The 18,817-nt window shown below is 37.6% G+C and carries 1 protein-coding gene; it reads left to right on the top strand.

Going from position 1 to position 18,817, the window contains the following annotated elements:
* Nucleotides 1–24: 24 nt before the first annotated feature.
* The gene (locus LBD46_06265; protein ID MDR2426761.1) at nt 25–18,609 is read left to right on the top strand and encodes a hypothetical protein; all 18,585 of its coding nucleotides are present in this window, start codon (nt 25–27) and stop codon (nt 18,607–18,609) included.
* Nucleotides 18,610–18,817: the final 208 nt, after the last annotated feature.

The raw sequence follows: 18,817 nt of genomic DNA, 5'->3' as shown, positions 1-18,817 counted from the left end.
CAGATAAATCTGAGCAATGGACTGTTGAATTATTACGGAGTAAAACCTGTCTTCACGAATTCAGTTGATATTACAAAAAAGATAGCAGGAGAGGATAAAATATTTGCGGCAGGAACCTTAATACTTTCAGTTAATGCCGCAGGGAATTTTGCTGCAAATTTTGGAGGAAGAAGTGATTTTATATTCGAGCATGGAGAAGGAAAGGTCGAAATGGTCAGCGCAGAGATTAATATCAGAGATAATTCCTTTGACATAATCAGTGCAGAACTTACTTCAACTGATGTGCGAGTAGGAAATACAAAGGGTGGCAGTTCTTCTGGAGGAAGCGATGAAAAAGTGGTATTTAAGGGAAAAACAATTGCTTATGGAGGAAAAGACAGTCAAAACCCTGATGGATGGAGTGTCAATGGAACGTTAAAAGTATCGGGGGTAGTTTTTTCAAGAGATGATGCGCTTGAAAGAATATTTACAAGGGATAACATATTTTCCAAAGATAGTACTTTTGAGACAGGCAGTGATGTGTTTGGATTAGGTAAAGTGACTAAGGGTTCAGTGATGATAGCGGATATAATAGACGGTCAGCGTATATTTATTTCGGAAGGGAAAGAGGCAAGGGTAAAGATGGGAGCGTCATTATACGCTAAATTGGACAACAATGGATTTAGCTCTGTTTACTCGATAAGTACGCCGAAAGGAGCGGACAAGGGAAGTTATATAGCAAACTACTATAAGACTACAACAAAGACTACAACAAAGACTACAACAAACAATGGCTATAAAGTAATAGCCAGAGATGGAAATGGCAATCTTATTTTCAGCCATAGTGTATACAATGTATCCTATACTGATGCTGACGGAAGCAAGCATACACTTGACAAAAGAACAGGGAAATTAAGCACAATAGCAACTTCTGATGGTCGGGTTATAAAATATGGTTCTGATGGAAAAACAGTGACGTCAATAACGATGGACAGAACGACATATGACGTTACTACTCAGGCCGGCAAGGATGGATATAATACTGCGGTCAATGCGAAAAGAGAGCAAGTTCAAGCGAGATTACGAGCAGATGTAGCAAATTTTTCCCTCGTGCAAGAAAGTGCGCTAATTTCATTACTTCCAGCCACACTGAGAGATAGACTCATTTCTAGACAAAGAAATGAAGTAACAAAGTCACTTCAAGCTGCCGCACCTTTTCTTGGAATAGATATTAAAAGTTTGACTCCTGAAGCGATGAAAGGAATGAGAGTAGAAGGTGGAAACATTTTCATTCGGGAATTAATTGAAGTTAAAACAGGTAAATTGCTTGAAGGCAGTCAAATAAAACCTGTTGATCCTTCAACGCCTATTAAGCTGAATGTAAATATTGATACTTCTGATTTTTCAGTTGTGGCAACGACTATGGAAGATGTAAAAGGTAGTCCTGTCGGAAGCATAGCAGCCACATTAAATGGGAACATAGCAGGTAAAATAGACTTCAGGGTATATTATGGAGGAGATGCCCCTATGGTAGCGGTTGATTTTGTGAATACCAATGGGGCTGTATATGTAAATCCGCTTGACACTTCCGAAAAACCGGCAAAGCCGGAACCTGAGAGTGCTGCAGGTTCTGAACAGAAACCTGAAAGCGCTGCAGATTCTGACTCAGTAGCAGGTAAAGCCGGAAGTATGCCGAATATTCCCATATATACTCAGGGCCAATATGGAAAAGATAGTCAAGGGCAGATGACTATATCAGGCCAAAATTCCATAATTACGTTTATAAACGGAAAAGCGCAAATGATAGGAGAAGGCGCGAAAGCATGGGAAGGTTCCGTTTTCCAGACAAGCAGCGGTGAAGTCGTAACGAAGGGAGTTCACCAATACAGTGTGAATGCAGGTGGATGGGAGGGCGTTTCTGAAGACGCAAGCTATTCATATACAGATGCTGCAAGAACGAAAGATTTAATTGCCCAAGCGTTTGAATCGCAGGGACAAAGTTTAACCCGTGCCGACTTGGATGCTCTTTCGTATTCAGATATAAGGGGTACAATTTCTTCAAATATGAACACTATGCTTGAAAATCTTTTAGGTTCAAGAGAGAATAAAGGAAAAAGAGTGTCTATGACTGCGGATAAAGACATTATGTTGCCTAATGGCATAAACATAAAAGCGGGCGGAATAGTTAGTTTCGGAATTGAAAGTATTGCAATTAATGAGAGTAGCAGTGACTGTATGGTTTTTAGGTCGGGATCGGATAATACTGTCGCTTATGTCGACCCACCTGAAAGCGACGAATCAAAGAAACCTATCGAAGCTGCTATAGCAAAAGGTGAAATTATTGATTATGGAACTATTTATAAATACGCCGAACTGCATGAACTTAGGAGCATAGTATCAGATACTGCAGGAATGCAAAGTGTTTTTGGAGAGGGTAATGTCATATTTACTGAAAGGGGGATAATGGTAACACTCGATGGCAGATCGCGTACTTATAATCTTGATGATGACGCAGATGTCAGGGCGCTGGCTCTTCAAAGAAACATGGTTGAAGACAGGAAATATACCGATCAGGCGCTTCAAAGTATAAACATGGGTGAAAATCAAGCGCAGGGATATTTCTATGAAAATGGAAACTATACTGCAGTAGCAAGAATTGATAGAAGTAAAATGACACCAGTTGAAGCAGATGATAAAAGAGGAAATTTTTATTCTAACGGGCAGTGGTATTCTGTGAATGTTAAACCCATAGGAGGAGGACTAAGTGCAGGTGGTAATCCTTCTCTTACAGTCTTCCCTGTAATAGCAACAGCTGGCAATGGAAAAGTAACGGTGCTGCAGGGTTTTAATAATACTGCAAACCCCTATAAATTAACGGAATATTTCTTTTCTAAAAATGGGGTTGCAAAACTTGAGATTGCCAGAGATAAGAAAGAAGGTTGGGTTTTGGATAGTTATTATAGCACAGCTAATTATACAACATATTCCAGCTTTGAGGAGGCTATTGCAGGTAATGGGAATGATACTACTATCACAATAGAAATGGATAATAACGTTGACCTCAGAGGAAATTTATATAATTATGGCATTGGAAGAGATGCCGATTTTAAAAGCAGCAATATAATTATTAATTCTTCAGTTGCAGACGGTTCAAATCGTTATTCATCCATTACATTTGTTACTGATAACGACAAGACAGGTGGAAGTAGAAAAATAAATACAGTCACACAATTTCAGACTGTTACTAACTCCATAGGCATTGTAACTGACACTTCAATAATTTCTGCCAATGTCAAAGAAAGACCTAATAATATAGAATTTCATGGTAATATGAATGATGAAGCATATAAAATCTTTGATTACTATAGTGGTGCATTAAGAAACGGAAATGCAAATATTACAGGATACACGTCTAACAAATATAATAATGACGGAAGCATAGCGGCTTCTTTTAACGCTGCATCAGGAACAGCTTATGTTGACAGGAATGGTGTTATTCAGAGTGTCCGCGTACAAGATGGCAACGGACAAAGCATAGCATCAGCTCTGCCTTCTTTTTATAAGTCCGTTGATAGTGATCTTGCATTCAATATAGGAATGGAAAACGCTACGATCTTAAATGGAGTCGGTCATTTTGGGGGAATATCTTTAGACAATGCGATTGTTATTAGAGATACACATTGGGAGAACGAGTATTATTTCATTGATCTTGACAGCAAAAGAGTTTTTTCTGGCAGAGAAGAAGACAATGCTCTCTATTTCCATTTTCCATTAGGGAGATTAACTGGTGTGACGAATGTGTTAAGGCTGCAGGAATCAGGTGGAGATATAAAACTGTCTATGATTTCAGAAAAAAAAGCAGAGGATAGCCGCCTTATTAAAACTCCCTCTGCGGAAATTTCAATATCGCACTCTTTAAACGGTTCAATCTCTGTTAATACAATGAAAATGATTGACGGTCAGACTAACCTTATAGAAAGAACTTCAACAACCCTAGATATCTTAGGAGGCAGAAAAGTAGAAAGCATAAGAGCAAATGTAGACAACTGGAGGGTTACCGGTAATGATACTCTCGATCTCAATGCCATAAATGAATTCACAAATATTGCAGGTTTTTCCGCTTCTTATGGCATAGATGGCAAGCGTTTTTCTTACACAGAAATAGGGGCGGGAACGCTGAAGGACAAAGATGGCAATCTGCTGGTTGCTGCAGCAATGACAGACATCAAATGGAGCGAAGATGGTAAAATGCTGCAATATAATCCAAACAATTATATGCAGACGCAATGGAAACTTAATAGAGATACTGGCAATTGGGAAAGAGCGAGTTCTACAGTCTTGCACGGCGGAACTATTACAAACATATACTCTGATGATGACATTGATGACTACAAGCTTGATGTTTCACCTTCACATAAACCGCTGATTACATTTAAGGTTTCAGGAGAAGATAAAAAAGCAGGATGGGGAAAAGTCGAGTCATATCAAATATTTAGCAATGTAAGAGAAATTACTTATGACTATGACCAATCCGGAAAAGCCGTGCAAACAGGCGATAAAACCATGTCTAAAGTAGACGAAATATTTGCCGCCATATATTCTCAGAATGGAAAAACATATAGTTCATCCATTGGGGATAGTGGTGTTCTTCATTCTTCAAAGTCAAGAACTGATACTCTCTATGAAAAGTCTTATGGTGACGAATATATTGATGGTAAAGCTACCGGTAATAAGATTAATTATTACAATGATAAACGCTATTCGACAATCACGACCAGCTATTACGGTCAAATGAGTGAAGCCGTTCTTAATATCAACGGTGAAGTTAAGAGCGTCGGCACGGTAGTTTCAGAAACTTCTGTTTCAGGGCATCCTCAGGTTGTAATGGTACTTGATAAAAACGAAAATATCTTGAAGAAGACTACAACAAATATTACAGGTATAACTACCGTAAATTACAGTAATGGCGATAGCCGTACCGTAAGGAACTTAGAATTTGAAAGCGTATTTTCCAGAAATACCAAAACAAATCAATCGAATGGACTTTTCTTTGAAGGTGCGGCTGCTACCACGGAACGCGGAATAATGGAAGAAATCTTTACTGACAGATATGGAGATTCCAAAACAACCAGAACTTTTGAATCAGCTGAAGTTAGAGAAGCTAAAGATTCTGAAGATGTAGGCAGACTTATACAGGAAGCTAAAGACGGCTGGACACACACAACAGTTTCAGGCAATATAAGAACTGTCCTAAGAGATCCCGGTAAAACTATAAATTATACTTATGCGGATACGGTTACGAATACAACAGACAAGAGGCTTGTTGCCACCACAGTGTCGGAAGGCGCTTTTAGCCGTGACGTTTATCTGGATAATAAACTTGTAGAACAGTTTAGAGATAGCGGCAATTATATTACTACAGGACATGGGATTGAAATTGAAATAGTTGATCCTAAAACGGGAAAGAGCAGCACAATAGGTGGAGACGGCATAATAAGAGCTGGAAGAGAGATAAATAATGAAGTGTTTAACTATACCGATTCCGATGGAAGTGTAAGACCACAGGCTGTTTCTTCGACATATGAAAGAATCACTTATGATTACATAGGTAAAACAACTGCGATTACTACAGGAAATAAGACTCATAATAATGAATATTCTAAAGATGATCAAGGGAACTATACTGGAAAATATAATGAGATGGAAACTACAGACAGATATACGACAAACACTTACCGTTTAGGCGCTTATGGCGAACTTCTCAAGACAGAAGAAGGCAGCATCAGAGAATTCAATATAACGGTGACTGGTGAAGGCAATGAAGACAGAGAAAGGACAAGCAAAACTGAATTTAATGGTAAAACGGCAGATTATGAAAAGGGGCAGTTCTATATTATTTCAAGCTTATCGACAACAGCGGCAAAATATACTGTTGATGGAAAACCTATTTTGGGTGAAAACGGCAAAAAAGTTTCAGGAGAGACAAGAAGATGGGATTTCAAAAATGCGGAATTATTAAACGGTGTGAAGCTTGATGAAGTCATTGCTGCCAGCGGTAAGAAGTTTGATGAAGTCATTGCTGCCAAAGGATATAAAGGAACAGACGTAACTCTTAACGCGCAGCAGAGCTATCAATACACTAACACAAATTTCAGCGCCGACGCATGGGGAAGAGAAACCAGTTATAATTTCACAAGAACTTATCTTGCCGGAGAATATGCAGGGCAGACATTAACCGGATGCAATACCACGCAATATACGCAGAAAGGCGTTCCTGGAGGCATATTATTTACTACGTATTATTCCGTTTCTAATGCCGCCACCATTGGTGGAATCTCTACCTCAGGAAAAGGAATAGAACTGGATAAAAACGGCGGATATTTTGCTAACAGCGGCATAGGCAATACCTCGGTGTATAGATCGATGGAAACAAGCAATATTATGAACATTGCAGTAAACAATATAGCCGCAGACTTATTATCATCAGGAACAATGCTTAAAAACTTTGCGGGCTTAACTACAGTAGAAGCCACAGATGCTCGAAAAGGATTTATAAAAATAGTAGCGACAGTTGCCGTTGTTATTTTTGTGGCGGTTTTGACAATTGTTACATTCGGCGGTGCTTTAGCGGCCTTTGCAGCTATTGCGGCTGGTGCTATAACGGCGGCCAATGTAATAACTGCCGCCATGGCAGTTGCTTTGGCGACTTGGGCGGCTGTCGGCTCTATAAGCTTAACTGAAAATGCCGTTGATTGTGCATATTCGGGAAATTGGGGCGGTTTTGCTTTTAATATGGGTATGATTTTATTGTCCGGTTTCGGACTTGGAAAACTAGGCGGCGCTGCTATGGGCGCCGCAAGGGCTGCTGCCGTAGGGATTGCAAAAGAAGGCTTTAAAGCCTCCGCTAAAGGAGTTGCAATAGGAATAGGAAATAGCGTCTCAAAAGCTTTAACAAGAGAAGTTATGAAAAATGTTGCTAAAACTGTCGGTGTTAGAGCTCTGATGGGCGCAACTATAGGATTTGGATCGAATATTGGTTATCAATATTTTAATAATGGAAAGGATTGGGGAGCTATAGATTGGGGAGATGCTCTTTGGTATGCCGGCATGGGAGCACTGGTCGGGGTTGCTTTAGGAGGAACAGTAACTAATTTGGCAAGCAAGACAGCAGGAACTTGGAGTAAAGCTGTTTTTATCGGCTCTAAAGCTTTAGATGTGGTGTTAATAACCCGTTCAGTTCAAGCTGCGAAATACCAGTTTAGCGAAGGAAATATGTGGGGAGGCGCGTTTAATCTTGCAATGGCCATTGTTTTTGCAGGAATTTCGGCAAGAAATAAAATAGGGGAGAATCAATCTTCAGCTCAGCAAGAACAGGCTCAAGTTCAGGTGCAAATGGAAAAAGAAGCGATTGTAAAACAAGTCGGAAAGTATACTCAGGAATTAGCCGGAACAAAGGGGTTCTTTAATAAACTTTCCTATCACGGCGACAATGCTGTTATGTTTGGAGTCGCTTTTTCTACAATGAAAATTGCAAATACGATTTCCGGAAATCTATCGCAAGGCAACAACGCTTTTGCAGGTTTGTCGTTTGGCAGCATAACTCAAGATTATTTGATGGGATTTGGGTTCGGTCTTATATTGGGCGGCGGCAGTGCGGTTGTTAGCAGGGCGACAAGCCGTTTAACAAAGAGATTTGCAAATACTCCCGGAGCGGTTACTTATTGGGCGCGGCATAATATCGGCGGAACGCTTGGAAAAATAGCCACACAGCCCAGAACTGTAATGCTGCAGGCTTTGGAATCCGGCGTGCATCTTGCAAAATTTAACGCTTTAGCTATGCCTCTTGTCAACAATATATTTTCATTGCAAACATGGAAAGATGTTTATAGCGGAAATTTTAGTTTTAAAAATTTTGGCGAGAATATAGTCCACGAATATGCCGGAATATATTGGAACAACTTTACAGAGGAAGAGACCCGCATGGCTTGGACTCATGTATCAAGCGGCTTTGGCATGGGTGCAATCGTATCTCCTTTCTTTGCAATGGCAATGCCGGGACAGGCGTTTTTTCAAAATAGCAAATTTATAGATAAAATGACGCAGGGGAATCTTTTCTCTGCGGGTGCTAAATCTATGGCCGAAGCAAATTTTGCTATTAGATGGGTAAATAAGCCTCTTAATGTATTAGGTAAAGGGCTTGTATATTTATTAGAAAAGCCGGCGCTTAACACAACTCTTACAATGCAGCAGTTTGCTTTGGCAGAATGGGCATTGGGAAAAGCTGGACACAGTCTTGATTCTATGCTTGGCATGCAGGCAAATTATCAATTGACAAATGGAGAAATGGGCGGTTTATTTGAATATATGCTGAGCAATATGGCAATGCTGCTTGTGCCTTCAAGAGCAGAAACAATGACGTTTAAAGATTATGTCGCTATTAGAACAGCAAAAAAGAATGCCGGCGCAGGCGTTGAGATATTGAACTTTAACGCAGAAGTTCAAAACCAAATTGCCGAGAAGAGCGCGGCGCTTCAAAAAACTGAAACGAAAGAAGCCCGCAATCAAATTCAACGTGAAATATCTGACTTGAAAAACAGAGCACTTACAGATAAAGGCATTGAAGCTGTAGCAAGCGAAATAATGTCAGAGAATAGAATAAATGACATAATGAATTCACCTTCTTTAAAGTCTGACGCTCAAAATAGAGTGAGAGAATTAGATAGACAAATTGCTGATGCACAAAAGGAATTAAGAGGAATTGGCAATAAAACGGCATATGAAGCGGCTCAAAGGAAAATAAGCCAATTAGAAGCTGAACGCAGGGCATTTAATGATGTAAAAACTTTGAGTAGAGTGAGAGAATTAGATAGACAAATTGTTGATGCACAAAAGGAATTAAGAGGAATTGGCAATAAAACGGCAAATGAAGCCACCACTCAAAAGAGAATAGTCCGATTAGAAGCTGAACGCATAAAATTAACCGATGTAAGCAAAAGGATAAGTTCTGCTAATGTAGAATTTTACAAAGCTAATTTAATTCTTAGAAAAAATGTTGTGATAGAAGGTAAGATACTTAATACTATATATTTATCTGGATTACATGAAAAAATAGCTGAAAATATAGCCTCAAAGTATGAAAAAGGACTTCAACAAGGAGAAGAAGGGCTTAATTTAGTAAAACTTTTTGATGGAGTTTCCGTAGAAACTGCAAAAGGAATGCTAAAGTCTCTTGATGGATGGGCGTCAAGGGTCGGCGCTTTTGAAAAAGTTTTTGTAGAACAGGCCGGAAAATTTGTAGGAGAAATTTTAAAAGAAGGTAGCCGTTATTCTGAGAGAGAAGTCCAAAGCATAAAGAAAGTGTCTGAAGAATTAACGTCGGTAAACAAGAGTGTTAATGAAAGTAATCGTATTAAGGCGGATAGGATATATTCAGAGTCAGAGAAAATGCAAAATCTGGATGAATTACTTTTGGAAGTTACAAAACCAGAGGTTGCTGATGAATATAAGGACATTCGCTGGCTGCTTTTGGATAAGCTTATCAGTAATCATGATATTAAGCTGGGAGAAATTGTCGGTGAAAACGCGAAGTCATTTGATAAAGCAAGGAATGATATCATTAAAAATTTTGTCGAAAAAAACGAATTTAGAAATGATGATTCTGTAAAAGAGTGGAAAGCAAAATCAAATGATTATGCTTCCTTTCAACAGAAAGCAACAATAAAAATTAATGGGAAAGACAGAGAAGTTATTTTTAACTTTGATATGATGGCTATGTATCAATTCAAAGAAGTTTCTAATAAGATAACAACGATTGAAAAAATCAATGAGATGTCTAAAGTTGCAAACAAAATAAAAGAACAAGGAATAAAAAAACTTACGGATGCAGAAAGACAGAAATTTGAAGAATTTGTCGGAAAAAATAAAGAAGATAAAGGTCTCATCGGCGAATTGTCTGAAAAAGCGATTCAATTGCAGTTGGCATCAAGTTTATCAGGCGGGTTCACATTCTCTAAGGCGCAGTATGAAGCTATGAGAGGTATTACTAGCTCAATGACGGAAAGCATGAGATCGGGCGATGGATCCTCCATAAAAAATGCATTCAGACAAATTGAAATACTTGGAACCGGTGAAGGAAAAACTTCTGTTCTTTCGGCGATATTTCCTGCCGTTAAATTGGCAAACGACATATATGGGAATTATTCTGTTTTTCTTGCCGACATTCACACTACTGTAAATAACGATATGGGAAGAATTAGGGCTTTGTATGGGGACAGATATATATTTGAAAAAGTTGACAGCAACAGTTATGCCGCTGCGGTAGCAAAATACGGGACAAAAGCATCTTACTTCATGACATATACTGATTTTGCTTTTATAAACGTAGCGGAAAGTAAAGCTGGAGCAAAGCAGATATTTGGAGGCAAAGTAGGTATTATTCTCGGAGATGAAGCCGATACTGCCGTTTATATGTCTAAAGTTATGCAGGGAGATACGGGCGGTTTTGAAGAATCAACATCTGCATTTTATGAATTTTTTAAATCTTTCGGAGAGAAGGGAGTTTATGAAAAAGAATGGACGACTCAAAGAGAGTTGCTGGTTGAGGAAATTGCCAAGAATGACGGAACACTTAAATCGTCGCTTGATGTGCAGGCTAATTTAAAACCTGCATTGGATATTTTAAGAACTAAAAAATCCGGATTTACAAAAGCTGACGCAGCTGTTATTGCAAAAGCTATTGAAGCTACCAAGCCTCAAATAGAAGCTTTGCATAAGTCATTGTCAGATATGCTTCAAAGCGTGGAGGGGAAAGCCGAAACATATATTAGAGACGGTAAAACTAATACATTAACAATAGATGCAGCAAGAATTCGTGAAGTAAGAAATGCGCTTTCTCAGCTGCAAAATTCGCCGATAAACAATAAAACTATTAATTTGCTTGAGCTTTCCGGAAAGATATTAGACGTTGAAATCAAAAACAGAACGGATGTTGTTTTGAGAAATAATGAAAAGGCAATGGAAATTTTTGAACAAGGCGTTAGAAAGATAAGCAAAGATATTGGAAATAAGCTCGGGCTGATTAATACCACTAATATTTTTGCTTCCGGGTTTAAGTTAAGCGAAATTATCAACAATATGCTTATGTCAGACATGACCTGGGTTGAAGGACAAAATTTCGGAATGGGTTTTGATGCGCAGGGAGACTATAAAGTTCAACTTGTTTCAGGCGGAGCATTGGCAGACCTTGTCCCTCAGGCGGGCTTTAAACAAATTCAGGAAATAAGAATGCTTGACAGAGGAGAGGAAATAGCAGGAATAACAAAAGTCGGTTCAAGAGAGAATTCTTCAATTGCCATAATAGATGCTTTAAATAGAGCTTCAGGTTTTATAGGCGTGACCGGCACTTATTCTGCTTCTGCAAGAAAAGCAATGGGATATGCTGCAGTAAATTATACTCCTGCTTCAGATATGAAAATGGAAAGTGTGGAGATAAATATAGATAAAGGTAAAGACGGTTCGTTTAAAGGAACTACTCTTAAAGCTGCCAATACGGTATTAGAGGTTTTTAATCCGATATTTACAACAATGTTATATAAGAATTCCGGTCTAATTGTCGGAATGCCTTCTCAGACAAAAATAGATATGTTTAAAAAGCTTGGCGAACTTACGGGTTTTATAGATAAAGAAAGCGAAAAAGAAATAGCTTGGTTTGACACTACTATGTCAAAAGCCGATGGGAATACTCTTGCCAAGAATGAAGGCAGCAGAAGATTTTTTATAGGGACTTATGAGCAAATCGGCAGAGGTGTTGATATTAACTTCAAAGATAACGTTCATTTCCTCGAACTTGTGGCTATAGATCCGCATCTCAGTTATAAATCTGCTATAGAACAATTTGTCGGACGTGCCGGTGGAACAAGACATTCTCAACTTGAAACTGGCAAAGGCACAAATAAATATAATATCCATGTTACATTTATTTCGGATAAAAACACAATAAACGCAAATAAAAGCGCTGTTGAAGAAAGGTTGATGAGAGAAAGAGACGGCGATATTTATTCTGCAAACGGTTATATTAAATTGTTTAACGAACGCGTATTTTCAAAGGAAGGACAAGACGCGGAAGATAGAGTCGTGGCTCAAAGCGTCGGTAGTGTTAAAGAAAGCTCAAATAAAGCAAGCATAACGGATTACGTCAAAAATATACAAATTCTTGCCGACAGGCTTAATATGTCAGAGGATGCCCTTGTTAAGAAATTCGTAGATGAGAAAAGAGAGGCAGTGTCCGATATGTTTAAGGCTAAGGAAGTACCTAATAATAATGAGGAAATAAAACGTTTAGAAGAAAAAATAAGTATTTCTGAGCAAAAGCTTAAATTATTTAATAATGCGGGAACAGAGATCAGTGAAGCTGGCTCCGTTGTGTTTGGCCAAGCCTTGGCTTTGCAGGAAGCCATTAATTCAGAAAATGCTGATCAGAAGCTTTATGCTGTTAATGCGTTATTGCCTCAGACTCAACTGCAAAAAGACGATGCCGATAATTTTGAGAAGCTGGTGGACACAGTATTGATATTGCAGAATGTCGAAGTTCTTACAGGTAATGCGTCTACGGGAATTACTCTTGACGATATTTTTAACGTTAATGCAATAGTTGCTGAAGAGACTAAGAAATCAGACGATGTACGCATAAGTAGTGTAACAAATCTTAAAGACGCGTTAATGGAATATGCTAAAGGCACATTTGATTTTGGCAAAAGTATCAAAAAAGATGTTGATGAAATCATATCTGTAAATTCTAAATATGAAAATTTGAAGAATGAGATAAGAATAGAACATGAAAAAGGAACATTCAACACGCTTGAAGGGAAAATTGAATATATGTTCTATAATATAAAACTTAAATTGGCACAAAGGGCAATTAATAAGGCAAACACTGCTTTCGCAAAAACTAAACGCAATGTATTGACAGAAGGCAATGTGAATATTCCTGAAGCTTTACTTGCTTCATTACAATATGATGATTTAGGAAATATCAAATTTGGTGGCAGGCAATTAATTGATAATTATCAAACTCTCTTTAACGCAAATCAATCTGCCCAAAAGCAGGGTGTCAAGTTTAGCCGCAATTATGATTTTTCGAAATTAGATGAGGCAGTTCGCAGAGGTGATTACGTGGAAGCACAAAATATAATGTTAGAGACAACATCTGAACGCGCGGCAAGAATGGCATTGAAGGGGTCAGGAATTGTAATCGGTTTATTGATGTCATTATTGCCTTGGGTGTCGTTGCCTATGGGATTGATGATGGGGTTAAGCTTTATGTCGATGGGATTTATTCCGAAGAGGTTGAACAATGGTATGCTTGAGAAGTTAAGCAAGGTTAACATATTTGCCAATTTAGGGAAAATAAACATACCAAGGTTAAAATCGGACAAAGAGATGTATCTGCTGCTTAATAGGCTGAAAGCAAAAATGGAACCTAAAATGCGGGAAGAAATTCAGCTGAATTTCTTGAATGAGAAACTCATTTCAATGAGAGAAGCGAGAGATATAGCGGGAGAAGTCAAAGGCAAACGAAGTGAGAAAGAGAATCTTAAACTGATTTTGTTTATAGTCAATCCTACTGTAAAAAGCGTTGAGGATGCGGACAATATTATAACTGCAGTTGATGATATTGAAAAAGAAGGATATGAAATCGGTGGGAGGATAGATATAAGAAAGATTGATGTTAAAAATATTAAAGAAGAGATAAGGAAAGTATTAAGGCTGGGAGACATTGAAGACAAAATGAGGCAGCAGGTCGCTGCAGATGAAACAGGCGTTAAAGAAGAGGGAACGGCATTTAAAAAAGCATTGGAAGTCGTCAAAATAGACGATGAAATTGTATTGGAAAATATCAAGAAGTTGGGAGAATATTTGGAAAAGGAGGGTGTAGCTCCTATTGTTGCCGCTAAATTTATGGAAAATATGAATTTTGCAGAACTTGCAAACAAAGGTTTTGCCGAGAGATTTATAGACAAAATAAAAATGGAACAAAAGAATGTAAAAAATACTTTAGAAAAGATATCAATTGAAAAATTGGAAGAAAATAAAAAGAATATTGAACAGACTGAAAAGGGCATGAGCGAGAATAAGAATCAAATAGATAAATTAGATAGCCAAATAAAAAATTATAATTCAGAGTCACATAAGAAGGCGAAAGATGGTATTTCCACTGCCCAAAAAGCTCTAAAAGATGCACAGCGCAATAGTAAAACAGCAAGAGCTGCACAGAAGAAAATTGAGATGTATTTAGCAGAGTTAGAAAAGCTTGGCGGTGAGGATAGTAGAGGGTCGGAAATAATTGAAGAGAACATTAGAACAGCAGCGGAAAACTATATAAAAAAAGCTGCTGAAAAAGAAATCATGCTGGAGGCGAAAAAAACAGTTACAGCTGAGGTAAAAATCAGCGACAATAAAATTGGGCAGCTTGAAAAGATAAAAATAGAAAAGAAAATATCACAAAAAGTAAAAGATATAAAAACAGCAAAAGATTTTGATAATAAATTTAAGGACTTATACAAAAAAGAAATAGACACAAAAGTAAACGAAATTAATGCTCAAAGAAATAAGGAGAATAATAAAAGAGCTTCGCTCAGACTGGCATTAAATAAAGAGTTGGATAAAATAGAAAAATTATTTAAAGAAGCTCAAACTTTAGCAACTGATACTGTTGAACAAGCCGATACAAATAAAACTGAAAACAAGCCTGTAATTCAAAAGTCGATAGAAAGAGCTATTCGCTTATCCAGTTCGTTGGATAATATTATAAACAAGAAAGGTAAAGCTGAGCAAGAATTAGAAGAAGCGCAGCAGGAGACGCTGAGGCTTCTCAAAAAACAATTAAAAATTTTGAAAAAAGATCTCAAGTCGAAAGAGCAAAAATTAGAAAACTTAAGGAAGACACAAACAGATACAAATAATGAAGTCAGAAAAATACTAGATAACATCAATACAGGCATAAAAACACTTAGGTATGACGATATAAATCTGAAAGATGAAGGTGTCAGGGCTGTGTTGGAATCGGAAAAATTAGATGTAGAAAAAATAGAAGCAAATAACAGTAAGATAAAAGAATGGCTTAACTCTTCTAAGATATTAAACAAGTTTGATGAGGATATAAGGAATACTCTCATATCCATATTAAGAAATAATCTTAATTTGATGTTGAGTAAAATATCCGATACACGTAAAATTATCAGTATTGTAGAAGATGATGTAGATGGATATATAGAGAAGACATTGCAGATGATGAGCCTGAGTGAATATTTAATCTATGGTCTGCCGAAAGAGATTTGGGATGAAGTCGGATTGGATAAAAATAGAATAGATGCCAATGTCGAAAAGCTGTCTGAAGAAAAGGGAGTAACAAAAGAAGAAGTAAACAAGTTGTCGCTTAAAATATTAAACAGTGAGGATAAAGTTGTAGAGGGATTCGTTCTTTTGATAGAGCTTGACATTGTGCCGTCCGCTCAAGCCTCAAGATTGAGTGGCTATCATTCGATTGAAGCTATAAATAAGGAGATAATAGGCAGTCTTGGCAGACTGAAATCTAAACAGCTACAGAAAGCGGCAGAATATTTATACAAAGAAGAAATGTCGGATTCTGTCGAGATGAAACTAGATAGTGCGTTGAATAAATATGCTGAAACCATTGAACAGTCGAAAGGGGATAAAGGTCGCAAAGATTACAAATATGCATATAGAGCGTATAAGTTTACAGAAGAGAAGATAGAGATTGTATTGTTTAACGAGTTAACATTAAATGATATGATTGAGATAGCGAGCGAGCTTAAATCATCTGATAAAAATAGAGTGGATAAGACAGAAGCAGGATTGGAAATTTTGCATAAAATGATATCAGGAAATAAAGTTTCGGAGATGTTTAATAATTTGAAAGATATTAAAGAGGAAAATATTGTAGATAAGGTGCTGTCATTTGCCAAAGAAAGATCTGTTATTGGAAATTTACTGGATAAAGAAAATGTATCTGTTAAATTGTTGAAGTCATTAGGATATGGAAAGAAGAAAATAAAACTGATAGATAAAAATTACAAGATCTTGCAGAAGGAAGCCAATAGAAAAGAGGAAGATGATGAAAAGATGAAAGCGCTGAAAGAGCTTAACGCTAAGGAATTAAAAGAGTTGCTGTTGACTGATAAAGAAAAGAAGAAAGCAGCGGCAAATAGAAAAGAAATACTTGGCAAAAAGACTAAGAAAGGGATTGAAGCAGAAGCTAAGAAAAAACTTAATGAAGAGGCTGCTGAGAAATATAGGGATACAAAGGATGCAAAAGAGAGAGAAGCAAATATCAAGGCATACAGCGAAGACAAAAATAATATTAATAAAGCCGTTAATGAGTTTATGAAAGATTTGATAGAAGAATATGGAAGTAGCGAAGAAGTGTATAACAGCAGAGTATATGATCTCAGAGGAAAAGGATTATTCCAAGAATTGATAGATTCTTTGCCTTTGAGCCAAATATTAGGCAAAGAATGGCATACGATAGAAACAGTTGCGGGGATATTCAGAGGACTTGAGGATAATGTCAAACAAGAAGGTGTGGGCAAAAAAAATGTGGAAGAGTTGACAGCATATGTCAAGAGCAAAGTTCCCATCAAAAGTTTGGTTGATAATGGGGTAATAAATAATGATGGCTTATTAAAATTGGGTTTTAGTAAAGAAGAAATAAGAAATATTAAGAGGAATTATAAAGACGCCAAAAAAGCTGGCAAAATTAATGAAAATTTGTTAATAATCGAACTTGCAAAGCCGAAAAAAGATAAAGTTAAAGAATACGTTAATAAATTAGTGAAAAAATACAAAGAAAGTAATGGAGAAAAGGTGACATACGCTGATATAACATCATTACCGTCAGAAGAGTATAGAAGGTTGGTATTAAAGGAATTGTTAAGTGAGGAAGCAATTAGTAAAATTAAAAGTAACTATGATAAACTAAAAAATGAAATTTTTGCCGTAGAATTAAGTTTAAATGTATTGGAGGATACTGAGTTTATTGATACACTTATAGCAACTATAAAGGATAGCAAGTTCTATCAGAAAGCTGGAATGAGTGACGTGGTTAACAGAATATACAACAAAGATGATAATTTTAGTGATGCAGAAGCAAAAGTTACGGAAATAAAAAGAATATATGAATCTGGGGAAAACAAAAAAATTGAAGGGTATACCGCAGGGGTAAAGAGAGAGGAAGGAATAGAAAAAGAGATAACGTTTGCAGAAAGCTTGCCCGAGTCGGCAACGGCGGTGCAAGGGGCAGCGAAAGTAGTGCTGGAGACTACTGGTTTGTTGGCGTCAGAGGAAGGAACGAGTGAAGAAAAAGGAATAATGGAAAATTGTCTGATAATGGCGTTCAATGCAATACCTGGTGTGAAAATAAGCGAGGAACTTGCGCAGAAAATGCTAGGGTTATCAGCTAACGATTATAAATACAAAGAGGATAATCTGCTGGCGGCGGGAGAGGAGTTGTTAGAAGGAGAGGTGCCGCTGGTGAAGATAGGAGCGGCGAGGGAGACATTAGATTTGGTATTGGGAGAAATAAATAAAGAGTTGATAGAGGGCAAAGCAATAAAAATAGGAGAAGGTATACTGCTGGTAAAAGAGGAGAAAGAAATAGGGCATGTTATAGCGATAACGGAGATAGGTGAAGATGGGAAAGTGATATATAGAGAATCTGGGGAAGAAAAGGCGGGAACGCTTGAAGAATTGGTAGATAAAGGATTTAACAAAGTGTTGGCAAGAGAAGAAGTGATGGAGGAGAATAAGGGAATAATAAAAGAAGTATTATCTGCGCCATCGTCAAGGATAATAAAAGAGGCAATAGAAGTAGTTGTAAGCAAAGTCAATGATGATGTTAAAGTAGTAGTTAAAAATATGATTGAAGAGATTATAAATGGATATACGAGAATAGGAGATATGGTAAATGCAGGGGAAAAGATGAAGGATGCCGAGCAGGATCAGGGGTATATGGGTGGTAGTAAAGAGTTAGACATAATGGTGTTGGCAGCGGTGGTGGCGTTTGCGTCTGTAGAGGAGATGGAAAAGTATCTAGGGTTGGAAAAGGAAAAAGGGGAATATAATAAAGAAGGAGTAGCGAATGCGGCGATAAATAAGATAGGAGAGGCGATATCCTCTGAGCAAAAAGGGGAATTGACATTGGAAGAAAGGGATAGAGAGATAGCGCTGATAAGAGTGGTGGGAGATATGTTGATGGCGTCGTTGGAAGATAAAGAGGTAAAGAGGCTGATAAATGAGGTAAAAGACAAGGAAGGAGTGGAAAGGCTGCAAGGGTTAATGCCGAGGGAGGTAAAAGTTAATAGGTATGTGGTAGCGGAAGCGATGGCTACGATGGCTAAGGAAGTGAGTATAGAGGATAATATTATGACAATGGGAAAGTTTAAGATAGATATAGAGAAGCTAAAGATGGAGTTGGAGAAGAAAGAGCCTGTTGATATATTTGAGAAGAATGAAGAGTTACTGAAGATGATATCGGCAGGGATGAGGGGAGGTGAAGCTGCGGTGGCATTGAGTCCAATGCTTAGGAATGCCAGAGCGGTGGCAGCGGCAGCATAATTGGTGGGGATAAAATAATAAAAAATAAAAACCGCAGAGCTTCTTAACAAAGCTCTGCGGTTTTTTAATAGTTTAATTTTTATAAGTCCGTCAAGACATTGCATCTTCAAGCCGCAATATTAAGTGCCTGTGAAGATTGAAGTCAGATACTGATATTTTTGCCTTTTTTTTATAATTTATGTATAATTGCTCCATGTTGCAATAACGG

It is taken from the genome of Candidatus Endomicrobium procryptotermitis (assembly GCA_031279415.1).
Taxonomy (GTDB): domain Bacteria; phylum Elusimicrobiota; class Endomicrobiia; order Endomicrobiales; family Endomicrobiaceae; genus Endomicrobium_B; species Endomicrobium_B procryptotermitis.
Note: the sequence above shows the minus strand (reverse complement) of the source record. Positions and strands in the feature narration are given on the sequence as shown.